The sequence below is a fragment of the Hymenobacter saemangeumensis genome (assembly GCF_039541835.1).
Classification (GTDB): Bacteria; Bacteroidota; Bacteroidia; order Cytophagales; family Hymenobacteraceae; genus Hymenobacter; species Hymenobacter saemangeumensis.
On the sequence record NZ_BAABGZ010000082.1, the window covers coordinates 163,699 to 179,168 of the forward strand.

The 15,470-nt window shown below is 62.4% G+C and carries 13 protein-coding genes and 1 tRNA gene; 4 read left to right on the forward strand and 10 right to left on the reverse strand.

Annotation, left to right across the window (positions count from 1 at the left end; all coding sequences use genetic code 11):
- Positions 1 to 4 precede the first annotated feature (4 nt).
- Together ABD919_RS23430 and ABD919_RS23435 are read right to left on the reverse strand one after the other, a co-directional pair.
- Entirely contained in the window at positions 5 to 829 is an 825-nt protein-coding gene (locus ABD919_RS23430; RefSeq protein ID WP_345238528.1) for an MOSC domain-containing protein, read from the reverse strand.
- 125 nt (positions 830 to 954) lie between these two features.
- Positions 955 to 1,653 (reverse strand): hypothetical protein, encoded by a 699-nt coding sequence (locus ABD919_RS23435; protein ID WP_345238529.1) that lies wholly within the window; start codon positions 1,651 to 1,653, stop codon positions 955 to 957.
- Between the two features lie 150 nt (positions 1,654 to 1,803).
- Between ABD919_RS23435 and ABD919_RS23440 the strand changes: the two genes are divergently transcribed.
- A tRNA-Lys gene (locus ABD919_RS23440) sits at positions 1,804 to 1,876 on the forward strand.
- 135 nt (positions 1,877 to 2,011) lie between these two features.
- Here the strand turns inward: ABD919_RS23440 and ABD919_RS23445 are convergent.
- The 3 genes from ABD919_RS23445 to ABD919_RS23455 form a co-directional block, all read right to left on the reverse strand.
- Positions 2,012 to 2,362, reverse strand: a complete 351-nt coding sequence (locus ABD919_RS23445; RefSeq protein WP_345238530.1) for a hypothetical protein — start codon at positions 2,360 to 2,362, stop codon at positions 2,012 to 2,014.
- A gap of 488 nt (positions 2,363 to 2,850) precedes the next feature.
- Positions 2,851 to 3,099 carry a Crp/Fnr family transcriptional regulator gene (locus tag ABD919_RS23450; RefSeq protein WP_345238531.1) on the reverse strand — a complete coding sequence of 83 codons (249 nt, stop codon included), beginning with the start codon at positions 3,097 to 3,099 and terminating at the stop codon, positions 2,851 to 2,853.
- Between the two features lie 262 nt (positions 3,100 to 3,361).
- Complete coding sequence (locus ABD919_RS23455; RefSeq protein WP_345238532.1) at positions 3,362 to 6,997, reverse strand: bifunctional metallophosphoesterase/BamA family protein; 3,636 nt, start codon at positions 6,995 to 6,997, stop codon at positions 3,362 to 3,364.
- Between the two features lie 473 nt (positions 6,998 to 7,470).
- Here ABD919_RS23455 and ABD919_RS23460 point away from each other — a divergent pair, with 473 nt between their 5' ends.
- On the forward strand, positions 7,471 to 7,857 hold the full coding sequence (locus tag ABD919_RS23460) for a hypothetical protein (RefSeq protein ID WP_345238533.1): 387 nt from the start codon (positions 7,471 to 7,473) through the stop codon (positions 7,855 to 7,857).
- A gap of 62 nt (positions 7,858 to 7,919) precedes the next feature.
- Here ABD919_RS23460 and ABD919_RS23465 read toward each other — a convergent pair whose 3' ends face one another.
- From ABD919_RS23465 to ABD919_RS23475, 3 genes are all read right to left on the reverse strand, one after another.
- The gene (locus tag ABD919_RS23465) at positions 7,920 to 8,825 is read right to left on the reverse strand and encodes an adenylate/guanylate cyclase domain-containing protein (protein WP_345238534.1); all 906 of its coding nucleotides are present in this window, start codon (positions 8,823 to 8,825) and stop codon (positions 7,920 to 7,922) included.
- A gap of 395 nt (positions 8,826 to 9,220) precedes the next feature.
- A complete protein-coding gene (locus ABD919_RS23470) occupies positions 9,221 to 9,652 on the reverse strand; it encodes a DUF6069 family protein (RefSeq protein WP_345238535.1) in 432 nt (143 codons plus the stop codon).
- Between the two features lie 76 nt (positions 9,653 to 9,728).
- Positions 9,729 to 10,178, reverse strand: coding sequence for a MarR family winged helix-turn-helix transcriptional regulator (locus tag ABD919_RS23475; protein WP_345238536.1), 450 nt, complete (start codon positions 10,176 to 10,178; stop codon positions 9,729 to 9,731).
- A gap of 273 nt (positions 10,179 to 10,451) precedes the next feature.
- On the opposite strand from ABD919_RS23475, the gene ABD919_RS23480 reads away from it, so the two are divergent.
- Both ABD919_RS23480 and ABD919_RS23485 read left to right on the forward strand, forming a co-directional pair.
- Entirely contained in the window at positions 10,452 to 12,131 is a 1,680-nt protein-coding gene (locus ABD919_RS23480; RefSeq protein WP_345238537.1) for a phytoene desaturase family protein, read from the forward strand.
- A 187-nt stretch (positions 12,132 to 12,318) separates the two neighbouring features.
- Complete coding sequence (locus ABD919_RS23485) at positions 12,319 to 13,566, forward strand: NAD(P)/FAD-dependent oxidoreductase (RefSeq protein ID WP_345238538.1); 1,248 nt, start codon at positions 12,319 to 12,321, stop codon at positions 13,564 to 13,566.
- Here ABD919_RS23485 and flxY read toward each other — a convergent pair.
- Positions 13,532 to 14,860 (reverse strand): flexirubin biosynthesis putative acyl-CoA ligase FlxY, encoded by a 1,329-nt coding sequence (flxY, locus tag ABD919_RS23490; protein ID WP_345238539.1) that lies wholly within the window; start codon positions 14,858 to 14,860, stop codon positions 13,532 to 13,534. The genes ABD919_RS23485 and flxY overlap by 35 nt on opposite strands.
- Entirely contained in the window at positions 14,835 to 15,209 is a 375-nt protein-coding gene (gene acpS, locus ABD919_RS23495) for a holo-ACP synthase (RefSeq protein ID WP_345238540.1), read from the reverse strand. The genes flxY and acpS overlap by 26 nt, the downstream gene beginning before the upstream one ends.
- Positions 15,210 to 15,470 lie beyond the last annotated feature (261 nt).

Below are 15,470 nucleotides of genomic sequence, written 5' to 3' on the forward strand. Positions count from 1 at the left end.
CCGGCTACTTGCGGCTCAGCACGTGAAGGGAGTCGCCAACGCGCAGGTGGCCGTAGCCGGGGCCGGTTACATTCTGGCCGAACAGGGCGTTGCCATCGGCTTTGCGGTAGGTGGCCAGGGTGCGCAGGGGCTCGCCATTGCTGTTTTTTATGGCCGTCTGCTGGTCAATGGTCGTGAGCACACAGCGGCCGCAGCCGCGCACCACGCGGAAGGGCAGCTCCCCAATCCGGATGCTGTCCCAGCTGTCGTCGTCGTAGGCCGCCCCTCCGCCAAACACCAGGTTGGGGCGGAAGCGGTTCATGGGCACGGGGGAGGGCAGCCGGCTGTTCAGCTCAGCCAGCGCACTCTCGCCGATTAACAGGAAAGGGTAGCCATCGGCAAAGCTGAGCAGCTGGCCTTCGGGGTTAAGCTCGGGCTCTACTTCGCGGCGCACCATGTCCGACATGTACACCAGGCAGCAGGGGCGGCCCAGAGCTTCGCTTATCCAGGCATCGGCTTCGGGGGTGCCGCGCCAGGCCCACACCACGTCGTCCCAGATGGTGACGAACAGGGTACGCTCGGGTGTGGCTTCGAAGGGAATGAACAGGGGCAGCAGCTCAGGCCGCTGGCGGTGGCTGAGCAGAAAGCCGTTGTAGGCCGGGGCTACCTGCAGCAGGGCCATGTCGGCGTGCTGGCGCTGGGTCATGAAGCGGTTGCGCTCGTCCACAATCAGCCAGCGGCGGTCGTGGCGCAGCCCGCGCGGGGTGACCTCGGCGTCGGTCAGGGCAAAGCCACCCAGGGATTTAACGGGGTACAGAAATAAGCCGGAGAGAACAAGAGCGGACGACATGGGCACAAAAGTACCCCTGGCACGGGCATGCCCAATACCCGGCCCCGCGCAATTGCCGCCCCGGGCCAGTAAAGCAAGGCCTGCACAGTGTTAATCCGCCGTGAGGCCTCCGCCAAAAGGCGTGGCTACTCCACTACCAGCAGGTCGGCCTGCCGGATAAAGGCCACGTGCTGCTGCCATTTCACCCGGTACCAGATATCCTGCGTGCCCAGCACCGAGAGCCGGTCGCCTACGGCTGCCGTGCCTAGCCAGTTGGCGCCCGCTCCCGGGCCATCCATCACCGCCGCCCCCGGCCGGGCCACCAGGCCCGCCGCAGTGGGCCGCAGCAGGTGGAGGTAGGCCCCGCACAGCAGCAGGTAGCCCGCATAGCCCAGCCACCAGCCCCGGGCCAGGCGTTGCCGGCGCAGCAGCAGCCACACGGCTCCAATCATAGCCCCGGCCAGCAGGCCCTGCAGGCCGGTGTAGTAGTAGCGGTGGGCCTGCACCCGCAGCTCCTGCTGCCAGGTGCTGGGGTAGCCCACCAGGCGGTACTGGTTGGCCAGCGCGGCCAGCTGCCGCCAGGTGCGCAGCCGCGGCTCCCGAACCTGGGCCAGGCTCAGGTACAGCAGGGCGGCCTGGTAGTGGCCGAGCTGCTGCTGGGCAAAAGCCATGCGCAGCAGCAGCTGAGGCGAGGCCTGCCGGTTGCGCCACACCTGCTGCCGGTACAGCGGAGCGGCGGCGGCGTACTGCCCCAGCTCAAACAGGGAATCGGCTTGCTTAAGGTGTTTGCTGGCGGCTCTCGGGCTGTGCGATGAAAAAAATATTTCGTCGCCACTCGAAGCCAAACTGCAGAAAGGCAGTAGGGTTAAGCTCAGCAGCACGGCCAGCCAGCGAAAATGTGAGACTTTTTTTTGCTTCAAGATTGTGTATTCCGGGAGGTCGTAGTACTTTTGTGCCCACAAAAACGGTAACGCTGTTTTGAAGTGCAAGGTACCGATTCTGTAGCTCAGCTGGTAGAGCAGTACACTTTTAATGTACGGGTCCTGGGTTCGAATCCCAGCGGAATCACAAAAGCCTCTCAGTTTATTCTGAGAGGCTTTTTTGTTTTTGCATGAACAGTGGGAACAAAAAAAGCCCCGTCGTCTGACGGGGCTTTTTGACTGTTGTGCTGAGGTGTAGGATACGTCGGCGCCTTAGTCCTGGCTACTTCTGCATTTCGACGGGCTCGGGCTGCAGCTCTCCGACGTCTACTTTTTCTACTTCCGTTGTGACGCGGGTTACGGCAAAGCTGCCGGGGCTGGTTTGGATGATGGCAAACTGGCTGTAGGAAGTACCCGACGACGTGTAGGGGCTGGCGCCGACAGGCTGGCCGTTTACATACACCGTGGCCGAAACCTCCGTAACGAGGCATACGCCCCGGCTGTTGGCCGTCCAGGTGCCGCCGTTGGCGGCTACGGAATAATCGTCGTCGCTGCAGAAGGCACTGGCGTAGTAAACCTTGCCCGAAGCAGCGTAGGCGGTTGAATTAGAGATGTGAACAAGTGGGTAGCTCATGTTACTGGTTATTAAAGATTGGTGGTGCCCGTGCTTGGTGAAGTGCCACGGGGCGGTACACTGGAGTAAGCTCCCGCTGGCAGCACGCACGCGCTACGTAAAATGCTGGTTCAGGAGCAGTTGGGAAATAGCGGCCACTAGTTCTGTGCAAATATCCCGATTTGCCTAAGCCCGCACATCGGTAATTTTGCCTATTCCTGGGCAGGAGGCCGGAATGTTTCCGGGCCTTGCGAGCCAACTGCTTACAGGAAGTTCAACTAACTTTCGGCCTTGATGCCGAGGTAGGTGGCAATGAGCCGCTGCGACGCGCGCTGCCCAACGTAGGCCGGCTACGCAACAGCTCGGCGTAGCACCCGGCCGGTCTTTGGTTGAGCAGGGAGGCACTGCGAGCCCGGCTGCCGCGGTAGGCCGGCTCGGCCATGAGCCGGCCGCACCGCTCGAATACGGGCCGCTCGTCGTAAAGAGGGGAGGGACTCGCGGGGCAACAACTACAGCCGGGTGGGCTCCAGCGCCTGCATGTGCTGAGACGAAGGCTGCTGGTCGAGAAAGCTGTCGTAATCGGCGTACCAGTCACCTTCGAAGAAAAACTGCCCGGTGTGCTCTTCGCCCTGCGCGTGGTAGAAGTAGCGCAGGGCGCCACTTTCGATGTACGCCGCCGCCCGGCACACCTCGCCTTCGCGCAGCAGCCCCTTGCGGGCCAGCTGGCGCGGCCGCAGCAGGGTGCACAAGGGATACAATCCGCTTCTGGCAAGCGCAGCATGGCCTGGAGCTGGTCGCCGAGGGCCTTTGGCTAGAAGGGAGGAACCAGGCTCATCGTACAATCAGCTGGCCAGCTAAGCTACTTCCGGCAACTGAATGGGCAGGGCTTTGAGTTGTCAGTTGATAGTTGTCGGTTGTTAGTTGTCAGTTGTTAGTTGTTAGTTGTCAGTTGTTAGAACGACCTGACAACTAACAACTATCAACTAACAACTAACAATCAATAACTATCAACCCGACTAGTTAAAAGAAAAACCCCAGGCGCACCAGCGGCAGGCTGCCCTCGCGGGAAGCCCCATACATGGCGGCTATTACCAACTGCTGAAACGGGGCCAGCCACACCCCGCCGCCGTAGCCGCGGTGCCAGGTGGAGGAGCTTTCGCCGGACACCCACACCCGGCCTACGTCATGAAAGGCCAGCACCCCATAGCGCCCCGTGAAGAGGTAGCTGCGGAAGGTGCCGGCCTGCAGGCGCAACTCGGTGTTGTTGTAGGCACTGTGCCGGCCGGCAAAGCGCGTGCGGCGGTAGCCGCGCAGGGTGCTTAAGCCATCGAGGGTGGCCGCCTGAAAAAACTCGTAATCGCGGCTGAGCGTGGCCGTACCGCCGAAGCGGGTGGCCAGGGTGAGCTGCACCGGAAACAGCAGGCTGCGGTAGAGGGCCAGCTCCGTTGTGAGCTGGGTAAGGGGCCGGGCCGTGCTGGCCGTGGCGCCCAGAACCAGCAGCTGGCTCTGCCAGGCCAGGCCCTGCGGCAGCAGCAGCGGGCCGCTGCGCTGGTTATAGCTCAGCCCCAGCGTGCCCCCGCCGTATTGCTTGATGCTGAAAAGCGCTTCCGGGCGTAGGCGCTCATCGCGCTGCCCGGCCAGAAAGCGGCCGGGGGTGTTTTCCACGTTCACCGCCTGGTACACGGGGCCCGCGGCCAGCGACCAGCGCGTGCCCAACCGGCGCTGCAGCCGGGCACTCACTTCGAAGTTGCGGAAGCGCGCGCGGTAATAGGAGATGCCCCGTTCCTGGTCGAAGTCGGTCTCATTTCCCAGGCCAAAGAAGTTGCGCACGTAGTTCGGGGCCTGCGCTTCCGCCGCGACCTGCAGGTCGTAAGGACCGAGCAGGCGGGTGAAATGGCCGGCGTAGGTGAAGTTGAAAGCGCCCGTTGCCAGGGCCACATTGCCGGTCAGGCGCTGGGTGGTGGCCCAGGGCTGCTTGCGGAAGCCCGGCCGCCGCCACAGCATGCCCAAGCCGATAAATAAGCCGTCATCGGAATTGAAGGCCAGGGGGTAGAGCAGGCCGGTGTAGTTGTATTGGAAGGCCTGCCGGTCGTAGGTGTTGACGTCGGCGGCGGGGGAGGTGAGGTTGCGGGTTTCGGGCCCACTTGCTATTGCAATGCCCTGGGGCTCGTCGTACACCAGCGTTTTGCGGGGGCCAAAGCGCACCCGCGAGGCATCCTGCACGCTGTCGGCACCTTCTCCGCCAATGAGGCGTACTGCCGGCCCCCGGCCCACCTGCCCACGCAGCCGAAACAGGTCGTTGCCACCCAGGCCAAACAGGCGGATTTCCTTGGTTTCGCCCGTCCGGAAGGTGCGCTGGTAGAGGAGCTCATCGGGCTGGCTTTTTTTCTGGCGGGCCCACACTTTTACCAGGGTATGGCTGTCGTCCTGGCGCTCGACTTCAAATACCTCGGCCCGTTTGGTGCCTACTACGTCTACCTCCCGGGCCAGAAAGCGGTAGTACTGCCCGGCCCAGCGGGGCAGCTGGTCGCGGTGGGCGCGCAGCTTGGCCAGTATGGTGGGGCCCGACAGCCGAAATACCGTGTCGGGCAGCTGGTGCAGGGCCTGTTCGAGCACGGCATCCGTGAGGCTGGCCTGCACCGAGTCGGCAATGGCCAGCCAGTCGGCTTCGCTCAGGCCGGTGAGAAAGCTGCGGTCGAAGTAGCGGCCGTTGAAGTTAAAGGAGTTGACGTTGCGGAAGTCGTAGTCGAAGCCCTGAAACTTAGGCAGCAGCGCTTCCGCCGAGGCCTGCCGGGGTATTAGGCCCTGGTTTACAAAATAGGCCTGGTCGCGGTCGCGGGGCGCGGCCCGGAACAGGCGTCCCCCGCCCGGACGCGGATACGCCAGCCAGCGCCACTGGTCGTCGTGCCGGTCCCAGTCGGCCAGCACCATGTCCAGCAGGCGGGCCCGCAGCACCTGGCGCTGGTCTACGCGGTGCTGGGGGTTGCCCTGCACCTGCTGCACCACATCCAGGGTGCTGTAGGCCTTGGCCTGCGGCTGGCCGCCGTAGCTGCGGGGCGGGGCGGGGTCGCGGGCCTCAAACACGGCCAGGGTACCGGCAAATGCGCGGCGGTAGGGGCCCAGGCGCGGGTCGTCAGGAACCAGCACAATCCGGGGTTGGGTGTGGGGCACGGCGGCAGCCTCGGCCAGCAGGGGCACCGTCAGCGCTGCGTAGGGGTGAGAAGCCGAAATCTGGTCCTGCACGACGTCGGCTGCCAGGGTCTGGCGCAAAAACCAGGGCACGGCTTTGTCCACGTCCTTGCCCACGGAGCGGAGCACGTACTCCCGGCCATCGCCGCCGCGCAGGCGCAGCGACTTTGTTTGCAGGCCGCCGCCGCGTTTGAGCGGGGTAAGCCCGCCGTGGGCCGTGCCCAGGTTCAGCACCGGCACCCGCACGGGCTGGGCCCACTCGGCCCGGTAGTTCTGGCCCATAAGCCAGGCTTTGAACTTGCCCGCCTGGTACTGCTTGCCGGCCCGCACCAGCGCGGTGCTGTCCGGGCTGATGGGAGTGGAGGGCGCTGGTAGCTGGCCGACTGCCGTTGGCTCGGCCCACTCGCGGCGGAAAAGAACCTGCCCGGTGGCGGCGTGCAGAGTCAGACGCACGCTGTCGGCGGGGCGGTAGTCGAGGCGGGCGAAGCCCGGCATGCGGGCCGCAAAGGTGGCGTACTGCCGGGGCCTGCGCCCGCCGCCCGTTGCGGCAGCGCCGCTCACCACGTAGTGCAGGCCAGGGCGGGGCTCCAGGTACTGCAGGCTGGGCTCATGGCCGCCGAGGTAGGTTAAGTTGGGGTAGCGGTCGAGCACGGCCAGCAGCGATTTGCGCAGCAGCCGGTTGCGGGGGTTGGGCAGGGCTGCTTTGGCCACGCTGTAGCCCGCGCTGTACAGGGGGTGGTGGCCGGCCACCAGCAGGTGCTTGCCCTGGTTACGAGCCAGGATGTCGTCGAGCTGCACCACCACGGCGGCGGGGTCTTTCGTTTCGCAGTCGGACGCTTCCCCGGGCTTGTCCCAGGCGTGCAGCCACCATTGCGTATCGAGCACCACCAGCGTGTGCGTCGAGTCGAGCGCAATTTCCACGGGGCCCGGGCAACCGCCGCCGGGCAGCAGCACGTTGTCGCGCCCAAGCTGCGCGCCGAGGTAGGCTTGCAAGGCGCGCACCCGCTCCCAGCCGCGGGCGCCGCCCCCGTGCCATTCGGCCTCGCCGGGCAGGCACACCACCTGGCCGGGAAAGTCGCGCATGGCAGCCAGCAGCGGCTGCAGCGCCTGCTCAGCGGCTGCGCGCCCGCGCTCGTGCTCGGCCGGCATCCCTAGTGTGCTCAGCTGGTCGCCGAGTACGAGCAGCACGCTGCGGGGGCCAGCTGCCCGGGCTTGCGCCAGCAGCGGAGCCAGCACCGCCGTCGCCTGGCCGGGAGGGGCCAGGCCAGTGCCGCCGATGGCAAACACCACCGGCGGCGGCGGCACCGCCACTATAGGTTGCGCACCCACCCGGGGCGTGGGGCAGGCCATCAGCAGCAGGGCCGTAAGCCAGGCGGCGTGCGGGCGCAGGAGAATGAGGGGTTGCAGCCCTCTCAGGGTGCCGGACCTGTGCCAGGAGTAAGCAAAGCCGAACAGTTTGTTCATCATCTGCGAGTAGCAGGAGGCCGCTCAAGCGAGGCGGGGCCTGGTAAGTAAGATGGGTCGATAAAGTAGCAATGCCGGTGGCAGGCAGTGGATTCAGTTGAAAGTGGAGAGTTAAAAGTTAAAAAACAGGTCAGGTGAGTTTTACCTTTTAACTCTCCACTTTTAATACCTTCTAAAAGGGTGCGCCCGCTAGAGACCTGCTGCAGGCATCAGCTCCCGCAGCCGAGTAAAGAAAGAGCGGTTGTTTTGCCGGGGCTTATGCAGCGTGGTGGGTTCAGTTTTCCCGCAGTGAACATTCAAAGGAGTTATAAAACAATACTGCGGTTCACAGCCATTTCCACTGCGCACACTGCGGGAAATAGGTGGCGCAACCACAGGCAGACGTCCTGCCTGTATAACTTGCGATTATTGCTAGCGTTAGGCATTGCAGGCAAGCAATATTAAATAAAAAAGTAAAATACTAAAGCTAGTGATGTATGGAGCTCATTTACAGGATTTCCCTTTTCATTGCAGGCGTAATCAACCTGCTTCCCTCGTTCCTGGCTTTTCTTCCGGCTAGAATCTCCAGCGCCTATGGCATAGCGGTGCCGGATGCAAACCACGAGCTGTTGCTCCGGCACCGCGCAGTTCTGTTTGGCATTGTGGGCGGAATGATAATTTATTCAGCCCTGTCGAAGCAGTACTATATGGTTTCTACCATTGCGGGCCTGGTAAGCATGCTGTCCTTCATTCTGCTCTACCTGCTGATTGGCAATGGCATAGGGCCAGAGCTTAGAAAGGTGATGATAGCCGATTCTGCGGCCACGGTGCTTTTACTCCTGGGAACGGCAGCCTATCTGCTAGGGAGTAGAAAAGCAGGATGATGAGGACTCCGCGCTGGGCGCCTAGCCTGTAGGTGCAGTGAAGAGGCAGACCCTGCGGCGGCTTACCCGGGGCCTACCTCGTAGAGGCGGTGCAGGCCGGTTTTGCCTTTCAGCGGGGTAACAAAACCCTGGCGAACGGTAAGGGCCGGGCCGGCCGCGTCCACTACTGCCTGCGAAACCAGAAAGTAAGTGCCGAACTCCTTGTTGGCCGACTCGATGCGGGCCGCGACGTTAACCGGGTCGCCGATGGTAGCCAGTTTGCGGAAGCCCGGCACGCCAATGTGGCCCACCACTACCTCGCCGTAGTGCAGGCCGATGCGGGTGCGGAAGCGGCGGCCGTACATCTGCTCCAGGTAGGGGTTGAGCTGCTCCACCGCCTGCTGCATGGCGCGGCCGGCAGCCAGGGCATCCAGCACGGCCGTATCGGGCTGCTCCAGGCCAAACACCACCATCAGACCATCGCCGATGTAGTCGCTGATTTGGCCGCGGTGGGCCCTCACCACGCCGCCCATCACTTCGAAGTAGCGGTTGAGCACGTGAATGACGTCGTAGGCCGGCAGCCGTTCGGCAAAGGAGGTGTAGTCCTCGATGTCGGAAAAAAGGATGGCCAGGCGCTTTTCCTCGCCCAGCCGCAGGTCGGGCTGGGCAAGCTCCTGGGTAGCCAGCTGCACGTCCAGCGCATCGAGCACGGGCCGGCGGATGCGCACATCGGCGGTAGCGGTGGTCTGGCAGGCCAGGCGGATGCTTTGGGGGAGGCGAATGCGGTCGGCCAGCTCCTGCTCCTGCGCATTGCGGGGGGGCAGCTGCTCCAGGCCGTCGAGCACCAGCACCCGGCAGGTAGAGCAGCGGGCGTGGCCCCCGCAGCTGTGCACGTGCGGAATGCCGTGGCGCAGGGTAGCGTCGAGCAGGGTTTCGCCGGGCTCCACCGGGAATTCCAGGTTATCGGGTAAGGCGGTGAGAATAGGCATGTGGAAAGGAAAGAAGCTGGAAAGGCGGGCTCAGTCCTGCGGCCGGGTGGGCAGGAGCCCCAGTGCCGCCATTACGGCTACTTCGGCGTTGTGCTGCACATAGCCTGGGGCGAAGTAACGGTCGATGGCGCTGGGGTAGGGGCGGTTCATGAGCTACTCAATGGGCTGGCGAAACAGCTGCCTGTTGGCAGTTTCACGGGCCAGGCGGTCGGGTTGTCCGGTAGCCCTACCGGCAACCAGGCAAGAAGCCGCTTGCCGGACGGGAGCAAGGCGACGGGCAGCCAGGGCCGCTGCTACCAGGAGCAGCAGGCCCCGGGGCGGGCAGTACCCCCGGCGGAGACAGAAGGAAGGGCGTCATCGCGTATGCGGGCATGACGCTAGAATCGTAGCGTCGGTTAGCTCAGCGCAGGAACAACAGCTTGCTGCGTTTGCCCGGCAAAGTACAGCAGCGACAGCACCACTACTACGTGCATCAGGTTCAGCCACAGGCCCATGCTCAGCGGGATGTTGGGAATGGCCACAAAGGGGTTGGCAAAGCTGAGCACAAGCAGCACCAGGCAGAGCGTGGTGAAGATGGCCAGCGGGCGGCGTGTAAAGCGGTTGAGCAAGGCCAGCGCCCCGCCTGCCAGCAGCATGGGCATGATGGAGGCCATCACAACCGGCACCAGGCCAATCGGCTCGTTCTGGCCGGGTACGCGCACGCTGTCGCTCAGCAGGCCAAACTGGTAACCAATCAGGTAAAGCACACCGTTGAGGAGGGCAGCGGCGGCGGCAGCCATAGGGATGGCCCGCAGCATTTTAGCGTAGGAAAGTTGGGTTGTGTTCATGATGAGTAAAAGGAAAAAGGTTGGTGAAAGAGCTGGTTGGTGAAAGACTGGAGTAGGGAAGGGGCGGGCCGGTCGGCTAGCCCCGCATTTTGTCGAGCAGGTGGGAGAGCTGCAGCGCTTCCTCGTCGCTGAGGTGAGACCAGGCCTTGGCGGCTTCGCCGATTTTAGGCCCTACCTGGCGCAGCAGCTCCAGGCCGGCGGGCGTGAGGCGGGCCCGTACCTGCCGGCGGTTGGCCGCGTTGGTTTCCCGTTCGAGGTAGCCGCGCAGCTGCAGGCGGTCGCAAAGGCGGGTCAGGTCCGGGCTTTTGTCGAGCATCACCTCCTTCACGGCGCTCATGCTTACCCACTCCGGGTGGCGGCCCCGCAGAATGCGAAGCACGTTGAACTGCTGCATGGTCAGGTCAAAGTCGTGAAACACCTGCTTGGTGTGCTCTACATACCAGTGGTAGGTGTACAGAATGTTGAGCATCGCCTTTTGAGTGGGCGAATGAAAACGGGGCTGCTGGACGACATCTTCAAAATTCATGCGACAAATGTAGGTACATTATTCGTTTAAACAAGTGTTTGAAAAAAATTCTGCTCTCGCCTCCGTGCCACGGCGGGAAGCACAGCACAAGGGCGGGGCCGCCACTTGCAGACGGGGCTGTATGCGGCAGGTAGCTTAATTCTTGAGTTACTTAGCAGAAGTAAATCCGGCTACTCTACCTGGGTCGTATTCGCGCTATGCCCCTGAGCTACGGGCTCCTTTCCGGCCGGCCGGGGCATAGGCAGCTCCACCTCGTGACCATTATTAGGTACTATGGCCTCCATCGATACAATTATTATAGGCTCGGGCGCGGGCGGCTTGTCGGCTGCCGTGTGCCTGGCCCGCGCCGGCCAGAAAGTACTGGTGCTTGAGCAGCATTATGTGCCGGGCGGCTGGTGCCACAGCTTTTTCCTCAATGGCCACCGCTTTAGCCCGGGGGTGCATTACATCGGCATGCTCGATAAAGGCAGCGCCACCAGCAACCTCTACGAAAGCCTGGGCATTGCCAACGACCTGGTGTTTTTTCGCATGAACCCGGCCGCTTATGAGCACTGCTGGGTTGGGGGCGAGAAGTTTCATCTGCCCGCCGGCTTCGATGCGCTGTACCAGAGCCTGGCGGCCCGCTTTCCGCACGAGCAGAAAGGGCTGAAAAAGTACCTGGAGCTGGTGCGCACCGTGAACGAGCAGCTGCAGCTCATTCCCAAGATGAGCGGCTTCTGGGACAACCTCACCATTCCGTTTCGGACGGCGCAGCTGGGCAAGTACGGGCTGTTCAGCCTGAAGCGGGTGATTGACTGGCACATCCAGGACCCGCTGCTGAAAGCCGTGCTGAACGTGCAGTGCGGCGACCACGGCCTGCCGCCGGCCCAGGCCAGCTTTCCCTTTCACTGCGCCGTGATGGGCCACTACCTCGAGGGCGGGTTTTACCCCAGCGGGGGCGGAGCAGCCATTGTGAAGGCCATGACTTCGGCCATCAAGCGGCACGGGGGCGAGGTGCGCACCGGGGCCGAAGTGCGCCGCATTTTGGTGGAGGGCAGCGGCAAGGCCAAGCGCGCAGCCGGCGTGGAGCTGGCCAGCGGCGAAATCCTGCACGCCCGGCAGGTGCTTTCCAATGCCGACCCCGCCAAAACCTACCAGCTGGTCGGCACGGAGCACCTCAGCCCCAAGCTGCAAACCAAGCTGAGCAAAACCAGCTATTCGGTTACCTCGCTCATGCTGTTTCTGACCGTCGACATGGACCTGCGCGGGGCCGGCCTCGACTCGGGCAACATCTGGATGCTGCGGCACCCCGACCTGGACCAGGTTTTTGGGGAGATGAAAGCCAGCGACATCCTGAGCGAGGAGGAGTTTCCGGCGCTGTTCATCAGCTGCACTACCATTAAAGACCCCGTCAGCTTCAATGGGCGCCACCACTGCATCGAAGTGGTGACGTTTATCGACTACAAGGCCTTTGAGGAGTTTGAGGCCGGCGGCAGCTACCGCTCCCCCGCCTACGAGCGGTACAAGGCGCGCATCACCGAGAAGCTGCTCAACAGCCTGGAGAAGGTAGTGCCAGGGGTGCGGGCGCACATTGTGCAGCAGGAGCTGGGCACACCCCTCACCAACGAGTTCTACGTGCAGGCCACCCGCGGCAATGTGTACGGCACGGAAAAGAACTTCTGGCAAACGGGGCCTTTCGCCTACCGCAACAAGGCCGAAATAGCCGATTTGTACCTCTGCGGCGCCAGCATACTCTCGCACGGCGTGGCCGGCGCCAGCTACTCCGGGGTGCAAACGGCCGCCCGCATTCTCAACCGCAGCATGAAAGAGCTGCTGCAGCCGGAGCCGGGCCAGGCGGTGCGCATCTACGAAGCCGAGAACCCGGCGGAGTGGCCGGCCTGGGTTCACCAGAAAATGCAAGATAAGAAAAGGCTGTTCCGGCCCCTTCCTTTGCTTAGCTCAGCCGCGGGCTAGTGAGTACTGGCAGGAAAAAGCACGGCAGAATAGTGGCATCTGGGCGCGGGCAAGCCCTTAAAAAGGTGTGCGAGGGGGTTGTTTAATACTATTTTAAGGTAGTATCTTTGACTTTAGTACCCTGAGTAAACGGGGATTCTAAGCGCTGCTCCTACCTTTTTGCAAAAAACGATTCCATCCTTAAACTATGAATATTGAAATTGTCGATGTGCTGGTAATCGGGGCTGGCCCTTCCGGGTCGGTGGCCGCGTCCATAATTAACAAGGCCGGCTATAATGTTAAAATCGTAGAAAAAGTAAAGTTTCCGCGCTTTGTGATTGGCGAAAGCCTGCTCCCGCGCTGCATGGAAGCCCTGGACGAGGCCGGCTTTATTCCGGCCCTCGAGCGCAAAGGCTTCCAGCAGAAGTTCGGGGCCAAGTTTGTCAAGGGCGAGCAGATAACCGACTTCGACTTTTCCAACAAGTTCACCGAGGGCTGGAACTGGACCTGGCAGGTGCCGCGTGCCGATTTCGACCAGTTGCTGGCCGAGGAGGTGGCACGCATGGGCGTGCCGGTGGAGTTCGAAACCGAAGTTACCGGCATCACCTTTCACGGCACTGATTCGGTTACGACCGTGACGACCCCGGATGGCGGCAGCAAGGAAATCCACGCCCGCTTTATTGTCGACGCCAGCGGCTACGGCCGGGTTATTCCGCGCCTGTTCAACCTCGACCGGCCCTCCAACCTGCCCTCGCGCAAGACGGTGTTCGCGCACTTTGAAGACCCCAACCGCTTCCTGTTCGACGAGCCCAACCGCATTACCATCATTGCCCACCAACCCGACATCTGGGCCTGGGTGATTCCCTTCTCCAACGGCAACACTTCCGTCGGCTTCGTGGGCAACCCGGCCTTCTTCGACCAGTTCCCCGGCTCTACGGCCGACAAGCTCCGGGCTATTATCAACTCCAATGGCTACACGGCCCAGCGCTTCAGCGACAGCGCTTTCATCTTCGAGCCCCGCACGCTGGAAGGCTGGTCGGTAACCACCGACCGTTTTTATGGCGACGGCTTTGTGCTGACCGGCAACGTGACCGAGTTCCTGGACCCCATTTTCTCGTCGGGCGTGACGCTGGCGACGGCTTCGGGCCAGAAGGCGGCCCAGCTGGTGTGCCGGCAGCTGGCCGGCGAGGCCATCGACTGGCAGCAGCAGTACGTGGAGCCCACCATGCAGGGGGTGAACACCTTCCGCTCTTATGTTATGGCCTGGTACGACGGCTCGCTGCAGGATATTATTTTCTCGGCCAACCAGAGCTCGGAAATCAAGCGCCAGATTTGCTCGGTGCTGGCCGGCTACGTCTGGGATACCGCCAACCCCTTCGTGCGCCGGCACGACACGGTCCTGACTTCGCTGGCCAAGGTTATTAAGCTGGAGGCGGAATCCGTCGCTGGTCTATAAAGCTCGACGGCTTGCGCTTGTTTTCGCTGTTTTGCATGGCCAGCACCTGGGCCAGCGGCAGCACCTGCAGCGTGGGCAGCACCCGCAGACTGGCCTGTAAGGCTTGGCGGATGCTGCCCACTACTGCGTCCGACTGCTGGTGCAGGGCCAGGCTGATTTTCAGCTCGTCCGTGCCCATGTCGGAGGTGAAGGCTTCCACCACGTAGGCCGCCACGTCGGGCTGGGTATTCAGCGCATTGAAAATGGCCTGGGGGTACACCGTAGTGCCTTTGTATTTGATGAGCTGCTGCTTGCGGCCCACGATGGGGCTAAGCCGGCGCGTGGTACGCCCGCAGGCGCAGGGCTCGTCGTAGTACGCGCAGATGTCGCCGGTTTTGTAGCGCAGCAGGGGCATGCCTTCCACACCCAGGGTGGTGATGGTAAGCTCGCCAAACCGGCCGGCGGGCAGCACCTGGTCCTGCTCGTCGAGAATTTCAAACAGCAGCAGCTCGGGCTGGTGATGGCCGCCCCGGCCCTGCCCGCACTCGGTGAAAGCGGTTTGCTTTTCGGTAGAGGCGTAGGTTGAGTACAGCTGTACATTCCAGGCGCCGGTAATTTTTTCGGCCAGGGCATTAGGCTCAAAGCCTTCCCGGCGGATGCTTTCGCCAATGCAGATAATGCGCTGCACTGAGGTGCTGTTCAGGTCGATTCCCACCTCGCGGGCGTAGCCCACCAGGGTGCTGATAAAGGAGGGTACGCCCACCAGCACTGTAGGCCGGAGCTGCAGAATGGTATCGAGCTGGCTTTTGATGTTGCCGGGCCCCAGGCGGATGGCGCTGGCGCCCGACCTGAGGATGCCGCCGTAGTACGCTACCCCGGCCATAAACTGCCGGTCGAGGGTGAGCATGAGCTGGTAAACGTCGTCGGGGCGGCCGTCGGCGCAGGCAAACGAGAGAAACTCGTTGTAGTACAGCCGGTCGAGGTCGGCGCGGGTGAGGCAGATGGTGACGGGCAGGCCCAGGGTGCCGGAAGTGCTGCAGTACTCAGCCACCTGGCTGCGGGGCACGCACAGAAAGTCCCAGTTGCGGCGCTGTAGGTCGGTTTTGGTAGTAACCGGCAGCCGGGCCAGGTCGACAAGGGTGGTAATGCGGGCCACGTCGATGCCGTGCTGCTCGAACAGCGAGCGGTAGAAGGGCGAGTGAGCCGCCAGGTAGTCGAGCTGCCGCCGCAGGGCAGGCAGCTGGTAGTCGGCAATTTCTTCGGGGGAAGCAAACTCCAGCGACTTCGAATTAGGCTTCCAGGACAACGACGGCACAGGCGGCAAGCTGAATGTGAGAGATGGTAACGTGGACGCGGCCCACGCTCCGCTCCTGAATGATACGGCTCATCTCCCCGGCGAAGACGAAGTACGGCGCTCCCAGCTCGTTGTTGGCAATGGCGGCATCCTTCAGGTCGAGGTAGCCCGTGAGGCCAAAGCCCAGGGCTTTAATCAATGCCTCCTTGGCGGCAAAGCGGCCCGCAAAGTGCTGCATGGGCTCGGCCATGCGCTGGCAGTACTCGATTTCGGCGGGTGAAAATACCTTCTCCATCAGGCCGCGGCTGCGCTGCAGCTTCTCCGCGATACGGGCAGTTTCGATAATGTCTATCCCGATGCCGAGGACCATGGTTGGTTTTTGGTTTATTGTTTTTGTCGGCTTTTTATCCCGGTACGAATAGAATCGACGGTGGTCTACCCTGTGGTGCCACGACTTTTTGGTCGTGGTACCACTAAATGATAGAACAAGCTTAGATGTGTCGTTCTATCATTTAGTGGTACCACGAACCGCTGCGCGGAATTCGTGGCACCACCTCGCTCTTAACCGCTTCCTTATTCAATTCAAGTTTTAAAAAGCACAGGCGACGAAAAACAGTAGACCATAAACTAA